Origin of the sequence: Pandoraea commovens, from assembly GCF_902459615.1 — a bacterium.
Classification (GTDB): Bacteria; Pseudomonadota; Gammaproteobacteria; order Burkholderiales; family Burkholderiaceae; genus Pandoraea; species Pandoraea commovens.
In genome coordinates this window covers 1,152,454-1,173,728 of the sequence record NZ_CABPSA010000001.1, presented here as the reverse complement: position 1 = coordinate 1,173,728, position 21,275 = coordinate 1,152,454, and the positions used below count along the sequence as shown (strand labels likewise).

Here is a 21,275-nt window from a genome sequence, read left to right as displayed (position 1 = left end):
CTACCGTCATGAACGACGCTCTCCGCTTGCCCGTCCCCTTCGGCCCTGTCTTATCGACGGCGCCCTCTCAGGGAGCGCCCGGCGCTCCTATCGAACACATCGTCGATCTTCTGCGCGCCCGTGCCCGGCTTGAGCCGGATCGCGAAGCGCTGCGCGCCGTGTCCAGCGACGAGGGCGACGGTCAGGCCCTGACCTGTGCCGGGCTCGATACGCGCGCCCGTGCGGTGGCGGCCACGCTGCAACGCCTCGCCGCGAGTGGGAAAGACGGTGCGTACGGCGAGCGCGGATTGCTGCTCATGCCGACGGGACTGGATTACGTAGCGGGCTTCTTCGGCTGCCTGTACGCGGGGGCCATTGCCGTGCCGGCGTTTCCACCGGAGTCGGCGCGTCCGCAGCATCTGGCGCGCGTGCGCTCGATCCTGCACGACGCGCGTGCACGCTTCGTGCTGACCGACCGTCAGCATCGCGATGCCATGCTCGCGTTCGGCGACGCCGTGCCGGAATTACGCGGTGTGGAGATCGTGGTGATCGATGAGATCGACGACGCGCTCGCGGCCGAGTGGCAGGAGACGACCGTCGCCCCGGGCGATCTGGCATTCCTGCAATACACGTCGGGTTCGACGTCCACGCCGAAGGGTGTGATGGTCAGCCATGCGAATCTGATGGCCAACGAAGCCGCCATCGTTGCCGGGCTGGGCATGACGCGCGACGACACCATGGTGAGCTGGTTGCCGCTGTATCACGACATGGGACTGATCGGCGGGCTGCTTTCGCCGATTTATCGTGGGGCGCGTCTCGTGCTGATGTCGCCGCAGTTCTTTCTGGAGCGGCCGGTGCGGTGGTTGCGCGCCATCGACAAGTTCGGCGGCACTGTCAGCGGCGGCCCCGATTTCGCCTATCGCCTGTGCGCGCAGCGCATCGATGCGGCCACCATCGGCGTGCTGAACCTGAGTGGCTGGCGGCTCGCGTTCTCCGGCTCGGAGCCGGTGCGTCACGACACGCTGGTCGATTTCTGCGAAGCGTTCGCGCCTGCGGGTTTCGATCCGAAGGCGGTCTATCCCTGCTACGGACTGGCCGAGGCGACGCTGTTCGTCACCGGCGGGCAGCGGGGCGACGGTATGACGGCGACCGGCTTCGACCGCAACGCACTAGCGCGGCAACGGGCGGAAGCCTCGGGCGATCACAGTGACGACAGCGCGATGCTGGTCGGGTGCGGCACCACGCCACTCGATCACGAAGTGCGCCTGATGACGTGGAACGATTCGCCTGACGTCGCACCGTCGGCGGTTGCAGCGGGCGGCGTGGGCGAGATATGGGTAAGCGGGCCGAGCGTGGCGCAAGGCTACTGGCACAACGAGGAAGCGAGCGCACGGACGTTCGTGCAGGCGGACGGTAAGCGCTGGCTGCGCACGGGCGACCTCGGCTTCGTGCACGACGACCAGTTGTACATCACGGGCCGCTGCAAAGACGTCATCATCGTGCGCGGCCATAACCTGTACCCGCAGGATCTGGAAAAAGCGGTCGAGGCCGACGTCGAACTCGTGCGCAAGGGCCGCGTCACGGCGTTTGCCGTCGATATCGATGGCGAGCCGGGTATCGGCATTGCGGCGGAAGTCGGTCGCGGCGTGCAGAAGATGGTGCCGCCGCAGACGCTCGCCGAAGTGATCGCCGTCGCGGTTTCCGACGTCTGCCAGCAAGCCGCGTCGGTCGTGGTGCTGCTCAATCCGGGCGCGTTGCCCAAGACGTCAAGCGGCAAGTTGCAGCGCAGTGCCTGTGCGAAGGGCTGGCGAGACGGCTCGCTCGATGCGTGGGCGACCTGGCAGAACGGTGCGATTGTCGGGGACGACGTGCAAAAGGCGTCATCGAACGACAAACCCGGCAAGGCGCCGACGCAGGGCGTGACATCCGACGCCACGTTCGATGCCGTCGCACAGATCTGGCGCGAAGTGCTGGGGCGAGAGCAGGTCCGTGCCGACGATCATTTCTTCCTGTGCGGTGGCAGTTCGTTGCTCGCCATGCAGGTGCTGGCGCGCGTGCATGAGCGTCTCGGCGTGAAGGCGACGCCCGCCTCACTGTACGAACATGCGCGGCTGGGCGAGTGGGTGCGAGAACTGGCGAAGCTCACGCCTGTCTCGGGCGTGCAAGCTATCGACGCCGGACAGCAAATTCCGCCCGCGACACCGCTCGCACAAACGCCGGACGCCCGCGTTTTCCGTCAGTCGTTTGCGCAGTCCCGGTTGTGGTTCGTTCATCGTCTCGATCCGGCGAACAGCGCGGCGTATCACGTCGGTGGGCAGTTGCTCGTGAAGGGACGCTTCGACGCGAACGCTTTCTTTCGCGCGCTCGAAGTGATCACGGGCCGTCACGATGCTTTGCGCACGACGTTCGACGAGCGCGACGGCGTTGCCGTCCAGATCGTGCATGCGAAGGCCGATGTCCCGCTCGTCAACCACGATGTGTCGGGCGATGCGAACCCCGATGCCGCAGCGTCCCGTCTGACCGATGCGTTGCTCGCACAGCCGTTTGCCCTGGACACCTCCGCGCCGTGGCGCGCTGCGTCGATCCGTATGTCGGACGAGACGCATCGAATTGTCTTCGTCCTGCACCATCTGTTGACGGACGCGTGGTCGATGACCCTGCTGGTCGACGAACTGGCCCGAGCCTACAGCGGATTCTCCAACGGCGAAACGCCTGTACTGGCTCCAGTGCCAGTCCAGCCCGGCGATCATGCCCATTGGCAGCATGCCCGCGTGGATGGCGAGGCGCTCGGCCGTCAGCTCGACTGGTGGCAGGCGCGTTTGCCGGAACCGTCGCCGGTGCTCGCGTTGCCGGTCGACCGCGCGCGTGGCGCGTTGCGCAGCGGCGCGGGGCAGACGCTCGCGTTCGAATTCCCGGCGGGTCTCACGCGTGACGTGCTGACCTTCGCCGCACAACGTAAGGCGACGCCGTTCATCGTGCTGGCCGCGTCGTTCCAATGGCTGCTGCACCGTTACGCGGGCGAGACGGATATCCGCGTGGGCGTGCCGATCGCGCAGCGTGACGTGGCCGGGCTGGAGCGCATGCTCGGCTGTCTCGTCAACACGCAGGTGTGGCGCGCACAGATCGATCCGGCGGCCGACTTCGACGGGCTGTTGACGCAGGTGCGTGATGGGGCGTTGGACGCGCAGGCGCACCGCGAAGCCCCGTTCGAGCGTGTGGTGGAGCGCATCGCACCGCAGCGCAGCCTCGGACAATCGCCGCTGTTTCAGGTGATGTTGAACCATCATGTGGCGAACGCTGCCGCATCGCGCGCCGCGACGGGCTGGCCTGCGGGCCTGAATGTGGTCGCACAGCCGCTGACTGGCGGTGCGCAGTACGACCTTGCGCTCGACATCGACGAGCTTCACGAGGCGACGATTGGCAACGGCGCAGATCCGCTCGACGGCGTGACGCTGCGCGCCCGCCTCACTTTCCCGACGGATCTGTTCGACGCACCGACCATCGAGCGCCTTGGTGCGGACTGGTGCGCCGGGCTGGCGACGCTGCTCGCGCTCCCGACGCAACCGTTGGCGTCGCTCGACGTCGCCTTTGAAAGCGCATTGGAGGGCGGGCATCGCATTGCGCTTGCGGAAGCCCTGTCGACGTTTCAAAGCATCCCCTCGCTGATCGACGTGCAGGCACAGCAACAACCGTCCGCCATTGCGTTGCGGGATGAGGCGGGCACGCTCACGTACGCCGAATTCGTGCGCGGGGCGAACCGCATTGCGCATTGGCTGCTGGCACAGGGTGTTGCGCCGGAAGCGCGCATCGGACTGGCGATGTCGCGTCAGACGGGCATGATTGCGGGGCTACTTGGCATCATGAAGGCCGGGTGCGCATTCGTGCCGCTCGATCCGTCTTACCCGGCTGAGCGGCTGGCGCAGATCATCGATGACGCGGGCATTTCGCTGGCGCTCACGGAAGCCTCGATGGCCGAGGCGTCGTGGCTCCCCGCGCGTCGCGCCGTGGTTGCCGATCTCATGGCGGATGCTTCGCTGCCGGAACATCCGCCAGCGGTCTCGCTGCATCCCGATCAACTGGCTTACCTGATTTATACGTCCGGCTCGACCGGCGCGCCGAAAGGCGTGGCGGTGGCGCACGGTCCGCTCGCCATGCACTGCGTGGCGACCGGCGCGCAATACCGCCTCACGCCCGAGGTCTGCGAGCTGCATGTGCTCTCGATCAATTTCGACGGCGCACACGAACGGTGGATGACGCCGATGATCTGCGGCGCGTCGTTGTTCATCGCGGACGAACGTCACTGGGCACCGCAGACGATGGTCGATGCGATGCGTCGTCATGGCGTGACGAATGCCGGTTTCCCGACGGCCTATCTGTGCCGTCTCGCCACGAGCGGGGCGACGGGCGCGCCGGCGCTGCGTTTGCTGTCGTTCGGTGGCGAAGCGATGACGTGGCCCGCGCTGCGCGCGGCGCAGGCGATGTTCTGTCCGGCGCAGACGATCAACGGTTATGGTCCGACCGAGACCGTGATGACACCGGTCGCCTGGTCCATCGACGGGGCGCTGGATGCGCAACCGGCTGCGCAGATCGCGGGTCAGGCGTATGCGCCGATCGGCGAGCCGGTGGGGCGCCGCCGCGCGTGGGTGCTCGATCCGTGGCTCGGCGAAGTGCCGCTCGGCGCGGTGGGCGAACTGTACCTCGGTGGGGAGGGCGTGGCGCGCGGATATCTCGGACGCGCAGCGCTCACGGCTGAGCGCTTCGTACCGGACCCGCGCGGCGAGCCGGGCGCGCGCATGTATCGCACGGGCGACCGGGTGCGGCGACTGGCCGACGGCACGCTCGTCTACCTCGGCCGTTTCGATCAGCAGGTGAAGGTGCGCGGTTTCCGCATCGAACCGGGCGAAGTCGAGACGCAATTGCTGCGCGAGCCGGGCGTCGACGATGCACTGGCGGTTGTGGCAGCCGGGCCTGCGGGCGATCAATTGGTGGCATACGTCGCAGGCAAGGGACTCGATGGCGAAGCGTTGCGCGTGGCGCTGTCGCGTCGTCTGCCGGACTATCTGGTGCCGTCGCTCGTGATCGTGCTGGATACGCTGCCGAAGCTGCCCAACGGCAAACGCGACCGGGCGGCGTTGCCTGCGCCGGTCTGGGGCAGTGCTGGCGGACAGGCACCGCAGGGCGAGGCGGAGTGTGCGCTGGCGGCCGTCTGGCAGGATCTGCTACGCGTGCCGTCGGTGAGCCGCGACGACAACTTCTTCGCGCTGGGCGGCGATTCCATCGTCGCGTTGCAGATGGTCGGACGCGCACGTCAGGCGGGCTGGCAAGTCGGCGCGCAAGACGTTTTCCGTCACCAGACGCTCGCGCGTCTCGCAGCACAAGCGCGGGCGGTCGGTGAAGGGGACGGCGCGACGCGCGCGCCCGAACCGCTCGAAGGAGATGTGCCGCTCACGCCCGTGCAGGCGTGGTTCTTCCGTCAGCCCATTGCGCGCCGCGATCACTGGAACCAGTGGGTCGAAGCGACGTTGCCCGAAGGCACGGACATGACGGCCCTTCGTGAAGCGCTGGCCACCGTCGTGAAGCATCACGATGCGCTTCGGCTTCGCTTTACCGAGCATGACGGCCAATGGCAGGCACGTTACGTCGCGCCGCATGCCGCCGACGATCTGCTCTGGCACGCGGCGATGTGCGACGACGCGCAACTGGCTGATGCCCTTGCTCAGGCCCAACGGAGTCTGTCGCTGGCCGACGGCCCGCTGTTGCGTGCGCTGCTGGTACGCACGGAGGCAGGCGAGTTGCGCTGTTTCCTCGTCGCGCACCATCTGGTGATCGACGGCGTGTCGTGGCGCATCCTGCTGGACGATTTGCAAACGGCGCTCGGGAATACGGCGCAGGGGCGGGCATTGCCCGCCGTGGGCGAATCGATGCGCGCGTGGGCGCAGCGATGGCATGACTGGACCAAAAGCGACGCCGCATCGGCCGCGCTGGAGGTCTGGCAGCAGGCGCTGGCCGGTGCCGTGGATTCGGTGGACGTTGCCAAGCCGACGAACGCAACGGCGGGGACGGGTGAGATCGAACACGCATGGCCCGCGGACATCGCCGTGCCGCTTACGCAACTGCGTCGTGTGCGGATGCATGAAGCGCTGAGTGCCGCCGTTGCGCACACGCTGGGCCAGCGTGCCGGGGCGCAGCGTTATGTCGTCCACGTCGAAGGTCATGGACGTGGCGGCGAAGGCCAGGGCGACCTGTCGCGCACGCTCGGCTGGTTCACGGCGGCGTGGCCGCTCGCCATTCCGGTAGGTGGCACGCCTGAAGTCACACTGGCCGCCGCGCGCGAAGCCTGGCGGCGCGTGCCGCACGACGGCGCAAGCTACGCCGCGCTGCGTTATCTCGGCACGCCGCATGCCCGTCAGACGCTCGACGCGCTGCCCGCAGGCCACGTCACGGTCAACTTCCTCGGACGCACCGACGCGGACGGCGTCGTCGACGGGGGGCTGTCGCACGAGCCCGACGCTGCGCCGCCAAACTGGCTGACGCTCGACGTCTGGCAGCGCGGCGACACGCTGCGGCTCGTTTGCCGCTACGACCGTACGCGTCTCGAAGGCGACGACGTTCAGGCGCTCGTCGACGAGATCGGTGCGACGCTGCGTGCACTGGCGCAGACGTTGCCGGGTCACGAACCGGTCATCGCCGAAGATTTCCCGTGCGCGGGCCTCACGCGTGAACAACTCGCGGCATTGCCCGCGTCGATGCAGCAGATCGAGGCCGTCGTGCCCGCGACATCGATGCAGCAAGGCCTGCTGTTTTACTCGCAGCAGCAGGGCACCGCCGATCCGTACTTCTACCAGAAGGGCTTCGTGATCGACGGCGCACTCGACACGAATGCCTTTGCGCAGGCATGGCGCGAGGCGGTCGTGCGTCATGCGGCGTTGCGCACGGCCTATGTGAGCGACGTCGGTGAGCTGCCGCTGCTGCTGGTGCATGGCCCCGAGACAGTGGCCACGGCTGTCGACTTGCTGCCGCAGGAGGACTGGCGCAAGTTGAGCGAGACGGAACAACACGGGCGTCTGGACGCTCGTTTCGCGGCCGAACGCGCCGCCGGTTTCTCGTTCGTGCAGGCGCATCGTCCACGTCTGGCGTTGATTCGCGTGGGCGAGTCGCGTTGGTGGCTGCTGTGGAGCAGTCACCACGTTACGCTCGACGGCTGGAGCACCGGCCTGATTCTGAGCGACGTGATGTCGCGCTATGCCGCACTGGCAAAGGGCGGGGTGTCGACGGATGGCGAGGCGCAGGCCGCGCCGTCGTTCGCTGAGTTTGCGGTGTGGCAACGTGAATTGGACGCCACCGCATCGCTCGCGCATTGGCGGCATCTGCTGGGCGGCGTGAGTGCGCCGACGCCGCTTCCGGCTGCGCGTCAGGCGCGTACGGCCGCTGAGGCGACGGGGCATGGCGAAACTGCATGGACGCTCGCCCCTGCGCAATGGCAGGCGTGGTGCGACGCCGCTCGTCGCGCTGGCGTGACGCCGGGCACGCTGTGTCAGGGCGCATGGGCGCTGTTGCTGGCGCGTCATGCCGGATTGCGCGACGTGGTGTTCGGCGTGACGGCATCGGGCCGCTCTGCTGCCGTGCCGGGCATCGAACGCATGGCGGGTCTGTTCATCAACACGCTGCCGGTGCGGGCCACGCTCGACGCGCGTCGTCCGGTCGCCGACTGGCTGCGCGATCTTCAGACGCAAACGGCGCAGTCGCGTGAGCATGAGCATGTGGCGCTGTCCGCCATCACGCGCGAGGCGCAGCGGGACAATGAGCGCGACGGCGAAAGCGCGGACGGTGCACTGTTCGAGAGCATTGTCGTCTTTGAAAACTATCCGCTCGATGCCGCGTTGCTCGGTCAGCGCGACGACGGTCTGCGGCTGTCGCTGCTGGAGCGCCGCACGCAGGCGCGCAACAACTATCCGCTGTCGCTGATTGTCGAGCAGCACGATGGTTTGCGTCTGGTGCTGGCGTTCGCACGCGAGCGCTTCGACGCCGCCGCCGTGCAGGCCCTCGGCGAGCAGTTTGTGGCGTTGTTGGGCGCGGTGGCGGACAGCCTTGGCACGTCGACTACGCCATTGGGACAGATTGGACTGACGAACGTCGTGCCACAGGCTGCCGAGAACGTCATTTGGTCCTCGCAGGACTTGCTTGACGACTGGCACGCGCATGCCGCCCGTGACGGTGCGGCGCTGGCCGCCGAAGGCGAGGACGCGACTTATCGCCGAGACGAACTCGACGCGCTCGCGAATCGTCTGGCGGCAACCTTGCAGGCGCAGGGGATCGGCCTGGAGGATCGTGTCGCCATCTGTCTGCCACGCGGCGCAGCGCTGGTTGGCGCGATTCTGGGCGTGTGGAAGGCCGGTGCAGCGTACGTGCCGCTCGACCCCGCGCAACCGGCGGCGCGTCTGGAAAAGCTGGTGAGCGCCAGTGGTGCGAAGGCGGTGATCGTCGACGATCAGACACCGGCGATAACGCACGCCTCTCTGATTCGCTGGCGCGACATCGCGGACGCGAGCGTTAACACGAAAGCGCCGACACCGGTCCGCGTGCATCCGGCGCAGGCGGCTTACGTCATCTATACCTCGGGGTCGACGGGCGAGCCGAAGGGCGTCGTCGTCAGTCGCGGGGCGCTGCACAACTACGTGCACGCAGTGGCGGCGCGCTTGCGTGCGCGCGGTCTTGATACGGCAGGTGAGATGGGCGGATTCGCGATGGCGTCGACCGTCGCCGCCGATCTCGGCCACACGACGTTGTTCGGCGCACTGGCGCTCGGCCGCCCGCTGTATCTCGTGCCGCAAGCGTGCGCATTCGATGCGCAGCGCTTCGCCGAGTGGTGCGCCGCGCGTCCGATCGATGTGCTCAAGATCGTGCCGGGTCACCTGAAGGGCCTATTCGACGCGGCGGGCGCGGCGGTGCTGCCGCGCGCGGTGCTGGTGACAGGCGGGGAATCGCTCGATCCGTCGTTCGTCGCACAGATCCGCGCGGCGAGTCCGGGACTGGCTGTTCTCAACCATTACGGACCGACGGAGACGACTGTCGGGGCGTTGACGCATGCGGTCGGCGACGTTGCGGAGGTGCCTGTGCCCGTCGGTCGTCCGCTGACGAACCTGCACGCGCATATCCTCGATGCGGACCTGAACCCGTTGCCGTCGGGTGTGGCCGGTGAGCTCTATCTGGGCGGCGCAGGGTTGGCCCGGGGGTATCTCGGCGCACCCGCGCAGACAGCCGAGCGTTTCGTGCCGGATCCGTGGCGCGCGGGCGCACGTCTGTATCGCACCGGCGACCGGGCGGTGCAGCGCGCCGACGGTGCCGTCGTCTACCTCGGCCGCGTGGACGATCAGGTCAAGATTCGCGGCTATCGCGTGGAACCGGCGGAAGTGGCGCAGGCGATGCGTCGCGTGTCCGGCGTGATCGATGCCGTGGTCGTTGCCCGTCACGACGGGCCGGGTGGCGCATGGTTGCATGGCGTCTTCACGGGCGAGGCGACGGTCGATGCCGTACGCACCGCGTTGGCCGAGGCGCTGCCGTCCGCCTGGGTGCCCGCGCGCCTCGACGGCGTCGAAAAACTGCCGCTGACCGCAAACGGGAAGGTGGATCGTCGCGCCTTACTGGCGCTGACCGACAGCGTCGACGCCACGAAGGAAAGTGCGAACACGGCGTCGGTGGAATTGCCGCAAGACGGCGCGGAAGCCGACATCGCAGCCATCTGGTGTCAGGTGCTCAAGCGCGAGCAGGTCGGCCGTCACGATGCGTTCTTCGACATCGGCGGCGACTCGATCCTCGCGTTGCAGGTGATCGCGCGATTGCGTAAGCGTGGCATCAAGGTCGGGCCGCAGCATCTGGCATCGCATCCGACCGTGGCGCAACTGGCGACGCTGGCAGCGCCTGCCGAAGCGAAGTCCGCGCAAACGCCACCGGCCGTCAACGGGCCGACGCGTGGCGACGAACACCGCAGTACGTTCCCGCTGTCGTCGTCGCAGATGCGCGTGTGGTTGGAGACGCAGATGGCACCGCGCGCCGGGGCGTATCACATCGCCGGTGCGTTGCGTCTGGATGGACCGTTGCAAGCCGATGCGCTTGAGCGCGCCTTGCAGACGCTGTCGGACTGGCACGACGTGTTGCGCACGACCATTGCTGTCAATGCCGCCGAGGGTGGCGCACCGGAGCAACGCGTCCATGCCGCGCTACCGGTCGCATTCGCGCGCGACGCCGTTGCACCGGGGACGTCCGGAGACGCTGCCAACGCGGCTGTGCAAGCGCGCCTTGAGGCGCTGACGCTCGAACCGTTCGATCTGGCCGACGGACCGCTCTGGCGTGTCCATCTCACGCAACTGAGCGACCAGTCGCACGTGCTGATGCTGGTCATGCATCACCTGATCTCGGACGGCTGGTCGATGAACCTGCTGGTTGCGGATCTGGCGCGTGCCTATCGTGCCCATGCGAGCGGCACTCAGCCGATGCGCGGCGCGACGACTTCACCGCTGCGCTACGGCGATTACGCCGTGTGGCAGCGCGAACAACTGGCTGGTCCCGCGCAAGCCGCGCAGCTCGCCTACTGGCGTCAGCAGCTTGGCACGACGCATCCTGAACTGGCCTTGCCGTTCGACCGCGCACGCCCTGTCGTTCGTGACGGCGCGGGGGCCAGCATCGACCTCACGATGCCGCCGGGCTTGCCCGCGCGACTCGACCGTTTTGCGCGTGAGCACGGCGTTACCCGTTTCATGGTCATGGCCGCTGCCTTCCATCTGCTCATGCATCGCGTCACCGGCGAGGGCGATGTGCGTACGGGAATGCCCGTGGCCGGGCGCGCGCACGAAGCCGTCGAGCCGGTCGTGGGCTTCTTCGTCAACACACAGGTATTGCGCTCGCAGATCGAATCGCCAACGACGTTTGCCACGCTCGTCACGCAGGTGCGAGACCAACTGCTGGGGGCGCAACAGCATGCCGACGTCCCGTTCGAACGGCTGGTGGAACACCTCGCACCTGTGCGTAGCGTGTCGCGGCACCCGTTGTTCCAGGTGTCCATCAATCACCAGAAGCGCGCCTTCGCGCCGCTGAGCGATCTGGCCGGTGTGACGATGCAGGCCATCGAGCGCCGTGCACATCATGCGCAGGTCGACCTCGCGCTCGATACGGAGGAGGACGAAGCGGGCGCACTGCGCGGCTGGCTGACGTACGCCTGCGACGTGTTCGACGCGCCGACAGTGCGCCGCCTCGGCGAGCAATGGCTGACGCTGCTGGATGTCGCCATGACGCAGGCCACGACGCCCGTCGCGCGGCTTGCGATGACGACTGGCGACGCGGCGAGTCAGGGCAACGGTAAAGGCCGTACGCGGGTGAGCGTTGCCGTGCCGCTGCCCGTGCATGCCGTGATCGACGCGCAGGCCGCAGTCCGGAGTGACGCGATTGCCGTGTGCGACGCAAACAGTCGCGTCTCATACAGCGACCTCGTCACCCGCGCGAACCGCATCGCGCATGCGCTCATTCGGGCGGGCGTCGCGCCCGAGGCGCGTGTCGGGCTGGCCATGTCGCGCAGCACGGACCTGATCGTCGCCATGCTCGGTATTCTCAAGGCAGGCGCGGCGTATGTGCCGCTCGATCCGGCGTATCCGGTCGAGCGTCTGAGCTATATGGTGGAAGACGCCGGGGTGACACACGCGATCACGCAGGCGTCGCTGGCCGGGGCGTCGTGGCTGCCGGACGAGGCGATGACCGTTGAATCGATGCTCGCCGACGCCTCGCTGCCGGATCACGCCCCGGCGCGCGACGTCCACGTCGATCAACTGGCTTACGTGATCTACACGTCCGGATCGACGGGGCGTCCGAAGGGCGCGCAACTGACGCATCGCAACCTGATGCGATTGCTCACAGGCACGTCGCAGGACTTCGCCTTCGACGCGGCCGACGTCTGGACGATGTTCCATTCGTACGCCTTCGACTTCTCGGTCTGGGAAATCTTCGGAGCGCTCGCGCATGGCGCGCGGCTCGTGGTCGTGTCGCAGGACACGGCGCGCGATCCGGTCGCGATGTGGACGCTCGTTGCCCGCGAAGGTGTGACGGTGCTCAACCAGACGCCCTCGGCGTTCTATCAATGGCTCGGCGCGATGCCGTCGGACGCGACGTCGACGACGCTGCGCCACATCGTCTTCGGCGGTGAAGCGCTCACGCCCGCAAGACTCGCCGCGTGGTGGCAGCGCTTTGGTGAAACGACGCGTCTGACCAATATGTACGGCATCACGGAGACGACGGTGCACGTCAGTCAGCACGTGCTGCATCGGGACGACACAGCGGGTTCACCCATCGGCGAGCCGATTGCCGACCTCGACTGGCGTGTGCTGGACGCGGGTCTTAACGAGGTGCCACCGGGTGTTGCGGGCGATCTGTACGTATGCGGCGAAGGGCTGGCGCGTGGGTATCTGGGACAGGCAGGCCTCACGGCCGAGCGCTTTGTGCCGGACCCGAAGGGCGCACCGGGCGAGCGTATGTATCGCAGCGGTGACCGGGCGCGTCGGCTGGCGGACGGCACGCTCGACTACCTCGGTCGGGGCGACGCACAGGTCAAGCTGCGCGGCTTCCGCATCGAGTTGGGCGAAATCGAGTCGCAGCTGCTGCGTCATGAAGGCGTGACGGACGCGGCCGTCCTGGTGCGGGACGACGGTGCGGGCGAGCAGCTGGTGGCGTACGTGGTGTCGCCGCCGGACCGCGCCGCCGACGTCGATACCGCCGCGCTGTGGTCGCGTCTGCGCACCCATCTGAGCAGCGAACTACCGGCTTACATGGTGCCGGGCCAGTGGTTGCGTCTGGATGCCTTGCCGCTCACCCCGAACGGCAAGCTCGACCGGCGTGCGTTGCCGGTGCCCGAAGCCGCCGCAGCGGTGCAGTTCGAAGCGCCGCGCGACGGCATCGAAGCGCGCATCGCTTCGATATGGCAGGACGTGCTGGGCGTGCCGCGCGTGGGGCGTCACGACGACTTCTTCGCGCTGGGAGGTCACTCGTTGCTGGCAACGCAGGTGGCGTCACGGTTGCGCGATGCGTTGTCGCTCGACGTACCGCTGCGCACGCTCTTCGAAGCGAGCCGTCTGACGGCACTGGCGGAAGCCCTCGACGCGATGACCGGAGCATCACCCGCCAGCCCGGCGGTCGCCGAAGACGACCTGCAAGCCGCCCTGCGCGAAATGGAATCCCTTTCCCCCGAAGCACTGCAAGCGCTGCTCGGGCCGGAGGCTACTCATGGGCAAACTAAGCATGGCTGATACGAAAGACGACATTCAAACGACGCTCGCCCGTCTGGCTCCGGCGCAACGGCAGGCGATGATCGCGCTGCTCGAACGCAAGGGCGTCGATGTGCGCGAGCACTTGCCGCTCGACGGCTGGGTGTCCCGCACGGAGGGGCAGGACGTCGAGCGCGCCGTCGCCTCGTTCGCGCAGCAGCGCATGTGGACGCTGCTGCAACTGGATGAGCGCCACGACACTTATCACATCACCGGCGCGGTACAGCTCGATGGCGATCTGGATACGGCGGCGCTGGCGCAAGCCTTCGCCGCTGCCGTGGCACGTCACGCCGCGCTGCGCACGACGTTCGACGTGGCGGACGGCAAGCTCATGCAGCAAGCGCATGCGCGCGTCGATGTTCCGCTGGACATCGTACCGCTGGCCGCCGGGGCCACTGAGGCCGACGTTCGCAACGCGGTGGCGGACGTCAGTCGCCGTGCCTTCGATCTGACGCTCGGCCCGCTCGTGCGCACGACGTTGCTGCGCGTGACGCCGACGCGTCATGTGTTGGTGCTGACGATGCATCACCTGATCTCCGACGGTGGCTCGCTCGACGTGCTTATCGGCGAGATCGCCCGTGACTACGCCATCGTGCGCAACGGACGGACGCCCGCGACGCAGGCGACCGGCCCGACCTACGGCGATTACGCCATCTGGCAAAGATTGCGGCTGGGCGGCGAAGCGCTGACCGGGCAACTGGATTACTGGGCGACGCAGCTCGCTAATGCCGACGATTTGCTGGCGTTACCGCTCGACCGTCACCGCCCGGCGCAGCGCGATGCCGAAGGCGGACGCGTAGCGTTCACGCTGCCAACACCGCTGGCGGAGCGCGTTCGCGCCCTGGCGCGTGACGCCCGCACCACGCCGTTTGCCGTCTTGCTAGCGTCCTTTCAAGCGCTGCTGGCCCGCTACGCCGTAGGCCAGAGCGATGACGATACGGATGCCTCCACCGTCGATGTGCGTGTCGGTGTGCCGGTGAGTCATCGCAGCCGCACCGCGCTGGAGCGTGTGGTGGGGTGTTTCGTCAACACCGTGGTCGTGCGTGCGCGCGTCGATTTGTCGGCGGGCTTCGACGCATTGCTCGCGCAGGTGCGCGACACGCTGCTCGACGCGCAGCGTCATGCGGACGTGCCGTTCGAGCAGGTGGTCGAGCGCCTTGCCCCCGCGCGCAGTCTGAGCCATAGCCCGTTGTTTCAGGTGATGGTGAATCATCAGCGGCGTCATGCGGCGTCGGCATTGCAGTTGCCGGGCGTCACCGCGACGGTGCTCGACGGCGAGACCACGCAGGCAAAGTTCGACCTGGACCTGGGAATCGTGGAGTCGCCGGACGACACGCTCGGCGGTGGGCTGGGCTACGCCTGCGACGTCATCTCGTCGCAAACGGCGCAGCGCATCTGCGCGCACTGGCAGACGTTGCTCACCGCGCTCGTTGCGCAGTCGGCAACGCCCTTGCAGGACCTGCCGCTAGCCGATGCAGACGAGTTGGCCGCCATCCGCCGCTGGGGTAGCCCCGCGAACGATGCTGGCGTCGCAACGAACGATACGCGCCTGCTACCGGACATGATCGCGGATCACGCAGCGCGTCGCCCGGACGCCACCGCTGTCGAATGCGATGGCGATGTGCTGACGTATGGCGAGCTGCTGCGTCGCGCGGACGCGCTGGCGGCGCGCTTGTTGACGAACGGATTGACGCCGGAGACGCGTGTCGGGGTGTGGTTGCCGCGCTCGACGAACGTGTTCGTCGCGATGGTCGCGGTGCTACGCGCAGGCGGTGCCTATGTTCCGCTTGACGTGGAACATCCCGCCGAGCGCGTGGCCGAGTTGTGCGCCGATGCGGGCATTGCGCTGGTGATCACGGACGGGGACGGGCTGACACGTGTGCCGCCGGGCGTGACAGCGCTGGACATTGCCGCGGCCGATTCACCCGCTACGACGGTAGCGCTGCCTGCACTGCATTCCGCGCAACTGGCCTATGTGATCTTCACGTCCGGCTCGACGGGGCGGCCGAAGGGCGTCGCCGTCTCGCACGGCCCGATTGCGATGCATTGCCGTGCCATCGCCGGGCTGTTCGGCATGACACCGGGCTTCCGCGAACTGCATGTGGCGTCGCTCTCGTTCGACGGTGCGCATGAGCGCTGGCTGACGCTGCTGTCGCAGGGCGCGTGCGTGGTGCTGCGCGGCCCGCGTCAATGGACGCCGGAGGAAATCTGCGAGCAGATCGTGCACCGTCGCGTGACCAACGCCGGGCTGCCGACGGCGCTATTGCGTCACGTGGCGCAATGGGTGGAAGCGCACCCGGACGCCGTGCCGCCTGGACTTATCTACTCGTGCGGTGGCGAAGCGTTGTCCCGCGACACGCTGGCGCTCGTCATGCGCACGCTGCAACCGGCGCGGCTGCTCAACGGTTACGGGCCGACGGAGACGGTCGTGACGCCCGTGAACTGGACGGTCCATGCAGGCATGCAGAGCCCGACGCCGTACGCGCCTATCGGCTCGCTCGTGGGCGAGCGTCGCGCGTATGTGCTCGACAAGCGTCTGCAGCCGGTGCCGGTCGGCGTGGCGGGTGAGCTGTATCTCGGCGGTGAGGGCGTGGCGCGCGGGTATCTGTCGCGTCCCGGCCAGAGCGCCGAGCGGTTCGTGCCCGACCCGTGGGGCGCGCCGGGCACGCGCATGTATCGCACCGGCGACCGTGTCCGTTGGCTGGACGACGGCACGCTGGAGTACCTCGGCCGTCGCGATCAGCAACTCAAGGTGCGCGGTTTTCGCATCGAACCGGGCGAAGTCGAAGCGCAATTACTGGCCGAGGGGGGCGTGCGCGAAGCTGTCGTCGGCACGGCGCAGGGACCGGCGGGGGTGCAACTCGTGGCGCACGTGAGCGCGACGCCGCCGGACGGCGTCGACGTGGCGAGCTTCGGCGAGCAGTTGCGACAAGCGCTCGCCGCGCGTCTGCCCGCGTATCTGGTGCCTGCACAGATTCTGGTGCTCGACGCGCTACCCAAGCTCGTCAACGGCAAGCTCGACCGCAAGCGGCTACCGGAGCCGGTGTGGCAGAGCGCGAGCGCGGAAGCGCCACGAGTGGGGGCCGAAGCGGATCTCGCAGCCATCTGGACGCAATTGCTCGGGGCGGCGCAAGTCGGCCGGGGCGACAACTTCTTCTCGCTCGGAGGCGACTCGATCATCGCGCTGCAACTGGTGAGCCGGGCGCGCGAGGCGGGCTGGCGCATCACGGTGCGCGACGTGTTCCGCCATCAGGCGCTCTCGGAACTGGCTGCTGTGGCAACGCCCGCGCAAACGATTGCAGGTGCCGTCGAGCAGACTGCCGCTGACGAAGCGCGCGAGATCCCCTTGCTGCCGATCCAGTCATGGTTCTTCGGCGAACCGATCCCTCAGCGCGACCATTGGAATCAGTGGGTGCAGGTGGAGGTACGCGACGCAGGACGTCCGCTCGATGGCGGCTCACTGCGCGAGGCGTTGCAGGCCGTCGCTGCGCATCACGAAGCCCTGCAAATGCGCTACGTCCAAAGCGGCAACGGCTGGCAACAACGGCGTGCTTCGTCCGACACATCGCTCGTCGATCTGGATGTCGTGGACGCCGCCGATGAAGCGAAAGCGCTTGCCGCTGCCGAGCGCGCACAGCGCGGTCTGTCGCTGGCAAACGGTCCGTTGCTGCGCGCGGTGCTTGTCAACCTGACGGGGGGACGTCAGCGTCTGCTGCTCGTCTGCCATCACATTGCAGTGGACGGCGTGTCGTGGCGCGTGTTGCTGGGCGATTTGCAGCGAGCGCTAGCACAGCGTGAAGCGGGGCAACCCGTCGCGCTGGCGGACAACCGCACGTCGTACGGCGCTTGGGCGACCTACTGGCGTGATTGGGCGTCTTCGTCCGAGGCTGAGCAGGAAGCGAATTTCTGGACGAACGCACTGCAAGGCGCACACAACACGCTGCCCGTCGACGCCACGCCCGCAGAGGGCGACCGTCAGGCAGATGCAGCGGAAGTCACCGTGGCGCTCGACGTGTCCGCCACCCGCCGGTTGCTAGAGGCTGCGAACGACCGCGCGCGTATCCACGAACTGCTCGTTGCCGCACTGGCGCACGCCGTCGGCGAGTGGACCGGAGCAGGGCGCGTGGCCTTGTGCGTCGAAGGTCATGGCCGCGACGATGTGCCGGGCACAGAGGTCTTCGATCTGACCCGCACGCTTGGCTGGTTCACGTCGGTCTATCCGCTGGCAGTCGACGTCTCGGCATCGCCGCGCGACACGCTGTTCGCGCTCAAGCGGATGTGGCGGGCTGTGCCACGCGCCGGACTGGGATTCGGTGCGTTGCGGTATCACGGCAGCGCCGCAGTGCGCGAAGCGATGGCCGCGTTGCCGCAGGGACGCATCACGTTCAACTACCTCGGCCGCATAGACGCAGGCTTTGGCGAAGGGAGGTTCGCGCCGAGCGATGCGCCCGCAGGGGCTGCCCGCGACGCCTGCGCACCGCTGGGCAACTGGCTGTCCGTCGACGGGGCGATTGCCGATGGCTGTCTGCGTCTTTACTGGCGCTTCTCGCGTAAGCGCTTCCACGAGGCGACGATTGCCGCTGTGGCTGCGCGCATGCAAGCGGCGCTGGGCACGCTCGTCACGGCCAGTGCCGACGCACAGGTCACGAGCGCGGCCGACTTCCCGCTGGCGGACCTCACCGAAGCTGCGCTGGCTGCGTTGCCGGTGCCCGCCGCCGATCTCGAAGACGCCTATCCGCTGTCCCCCATGCAGCAGGGGATGGTGTTTCATGCGCGTCTTGCGCCGGACAGCGCGTCGTATATCAACCAGCTTCAGATCCGTCTCGAAGGGTTACAGGCCGATGCCTTTGCCGCCGCATGGCAGGCCGCCGTCAAACGTCACGCGATCCTGCGCACGAGCTTCGTGTGGCGAGACGGCGCGGCGCCGCTGCAACTCGTGCATCGCGAGGTGCCGCAAGCGTTGCGTCTGCTCGACTGGCGCGAACGTGTGGCCCAGCAGGGCGCGGGTGTGCTGACGGAATTGGCGCAGCAGGAACGCGCACAGGGTTTCGACCTTGCGGTCGCGCCGTTGCAGCGTGTGGCGCTCGTGCGTGTGGACGACGACGCGTGGCAACTGGTCTGGACGCTGCATCACGTGTTGCTCGACGGCTGGAGCAGCGCACAGTTGATCGGCGAGATCCTTCAGGCGTATCTGTCCGGCACGCCCGAGGTGACGGGCACTGCGCCGCGCTTTCGCGACTACATCGCGTGGCTTGAGGAACACGCGCCGCAGGACGGCGAATCGTTCTGGCGCGAGCGGCTGGCCGCCTTCGAATCGCCCACGCAATTGCACGAGACGGTGCTGCGCACGACGGCCCCGACGCAAGGCCACGGTGAGCGCACCTTCCGGGTCGATGCGACGAGCGCACAGGCCTGGCAGCGCGCCGCGCGCAGTCGCCGCCTGACCGTCAACACGCTGGTGCAAGGCGCGTGGACGCTGCTGCTCCAGCGCTACACGGGCAAGCGCGACGTGTGCTTCGGCGTGACTGTCTCCGGTCGTCCGGCGGAGCTGCCGGGGGCCGAACGCATGATGGGGCTCTTCATCAACACGCTGCCCGTGGTGCAGGGGCCGTCGCCCTCCGAAGGACTCGACGACTGGCTACACCGTTTGCAGGAAGACAACCTGGCGCTGCGCGAAGCCGAGAGCACGCCGCTCTACGACATTCAGCGCTGGGTCGGCTGGCCGGGGCAGGCGTTGTTCGACTCGCTGATCGTCTTCGAGAACTATCCGGTGGATCGCGCGTTGCGGGCACAAGGCGCGCAGGCGCTGCGCTTCGGCGACATCGTGAACGTGGAGACCACGCACTACCCGCTCACGATCGGCATCGCGTCGGGCGAGACCATCGACGTGCGCATGAGCTACGACCGTCAGCATTTCGACGACGGAGCGGTGGAGCGTTTGTGGACGCAATTGCACGACCTGCTGGGGCAGTTGTGCGCGCCGCAGACGTCGAATGTGCTGCATGCTGTACGTGTTGCGGACGTCGTACTGCACGACACCGACGCCGCATGGCCGACGCAGCGCGGACCACGTCGGACATTCGATGTCACGACGACCGTCGACCGGACGATTGCCGCTTTCGCGACCTCGCAACCGAATGCCATCGCCGTCACCGATGGCGAGCACTCGCTCACCTATGCGGAACTCGACGCGCAGGCGAACCGTGTGGCGCACGCGCTGCTGCGCCGGGGTGTGGCGGCTGAGGACCGTGTCGGTATTGCGTTGACGCGTCGCGTCGAACTGATCGTCGCGATTCTCGGCGTGCTCAAGGCGGGCGCGGCCTACGTGCCGCTCGACCCCGCATATCCGGACGAACGCCTCGGCTACGTGGTGCAGGACGCCGACATCAAGGTCGTGGTGACGGACGCCGCGCTCGGCGCACCTGTGTGGCTGCCGAAGGACAGCGTGAGCATCGATGCACTGTCGCGCGACGCGACGCTGCCGACCACTTCGCCCGAAGTGCGTATTCACGTCGACCAACTGGCGTACGTGATTTACACGTCCGGCTCGACGGGCAGGCCGAAGGGGGTGCAGGTCGCGCATCGTCAGTTGATGCGTCTGCTGCACTCGACGCAGGACTGGTTCGGTTTCGGTCCGGATGACGTCTGGACGATGTTCCACTCGTATGCGTTCGACGTGTCGGTGTGGGAGATCTTCGGCGCGCTGTCGCATGGCGGACGACTGGTCGTCGTGCCGTACTACACGAGCCGCGAACCGCAGGCCCTGTGGACGATGATCGAGCAGCAACGCGTGACGGTGCTGTGTCAGACACCGTCCGCGTTCTATCAGGTGCTCGCGGCTCTGCCGCCGGACGCTTCACAGACCACGCTGCGCCACATCGTGCTGGCGGGCGAAGCGCTTACACCGCGCCGACTCGCGCCGTGGTGGTCGCACTTCGGCACGCAAACCCGCGTCATCAACATGTATGGGCCGACGGAGACGACCGTCTATGTGAGCTATGGCGTCGTGACACCGGAGGCGGCCGAGGCGGGCGTCGGTCAGTCGCCGATTGGCGAGGCGTTGCCGGATATCGGCTGGCGCGTGCTCGACGCGTCGCTTGCGGAAGTGCCGATGGGGGTGCCGGGCGATCTGTACGTCGGTGGCGACGGGTTGGCGCGCGGCTATCTGGGACGTGCGGCGTTGAGCGCCGAGCGCTTCGTCCCCGATCCGTGGGGGCCTGCCGGTGCACGCATGTATCAGACGGGCGACCGCGTGCGACGTCTGCCGGACGGCACGCTCGATTACCTCGGGCGCGGCGATCAGCAGGTCAAGCTGCGGGGCTTCCGCATCGAGCCGGGCGAGATCGAGGCGCAGTTGCTGGCGCACGCGGAGGTCAGCGATGCCACCGTGCTGGTGCGAGGCGAGGGCGCCGACGAACAACTGGTGGCGTACGTCGTCGCCAGTGCCGAGGACGAGGGGCTTTGGGAACGCCTGCGCGAGCATCTCGCCACGCGCGTGCCGGTGTTCATGCTGCCGGGCCAGTGGCTGCGTCTGGACGCGTTGCCGCTCACCCCGAACGGCAAGCTCGATCGTCGTGCTCTGCCTGTACCGCAAGCGGCTGCCGCGCGGTTTGTTCCGCCGGAGGATGGAGTGGAATCGGACGTCGCGCAGGTCTGGCAGGCAGTACTCGGCGTCGAGCGCGTGGGGCGTCACGACAACTTCTTCGCACTGGGCGGCCACTCGCTGCTGGCCACGCAGATGGTGGCGCGCTTGCAAGCGTCGTCGGCGCGTTCGGTGGCGTTGCGTCAGTTGTTCGAGACGCCGGTGCTGTCGGACTTCTGCGCCGCGTGGGCGGCTGCCGCGCCAGCAGCGCTCGATGCGCAGACGCGCAACGCACTGGACGATCTGCTCGGCGATCTGGAGGCCGATGCGGCTTGATGTGCTACGGCCTCGCGTCGCGCAAGATCGCTTGCCGAGTCATGCGCGACGCAAGGCCATCTCCATTCGATTTC

General features: G+C 67.8%; 2 protein-coding genes. Both read left to right on the top strand.

The genetic code is table 11. The features are described from left to right. Positions 1 to 8 precede the first annotated feature (8 nt). Complete coding sequence (locus PCO31010_RS05130) at positions 9 to 13,265, top strand: non-ribosomal peptide synthetase (RefSeq protein WP_150663235.1); 13,257 nt, start codon at positions 9 to 11, stop codon at positions 13,263 to 13,265. Continuing rightward, positions 13,243 to 21,201 (top strand): pandorabactin non-ribosomal peptide synthetase PanJ, encoded by a 7,959-nt coding sequence (panJ, locus tag PCO31010_RS05125; protein ID WP_150663234.1) that lies wholly within the window; start codon positions 13,243 to 13,245, stop codon positions 21,199 to 21,201. Before PCO31010_RS05130 ends, panJ begins: the two co-directional genes overlap by 23 nt. Positions 21,202 to 21,275: the final 74 nt, after the last annotated feature.

What these genes read in the sequence shown, in the direction of transcription:
- PCO31010_RS05130 (WP_150663235.1), top strand. Translation starts at nt 9, where the DNA reads ATGAACGACGCTCTCCGCTTGCCCGTCCCCTTCGGCCCTGTCTTATCG.
- panJ (WP_150663234.1), top strand. Translation starts at nt 13,243, where the DNA reads ATGGGCAAACTAAGCATGGCTGATACGAAAGACGACATTCAAACGACG.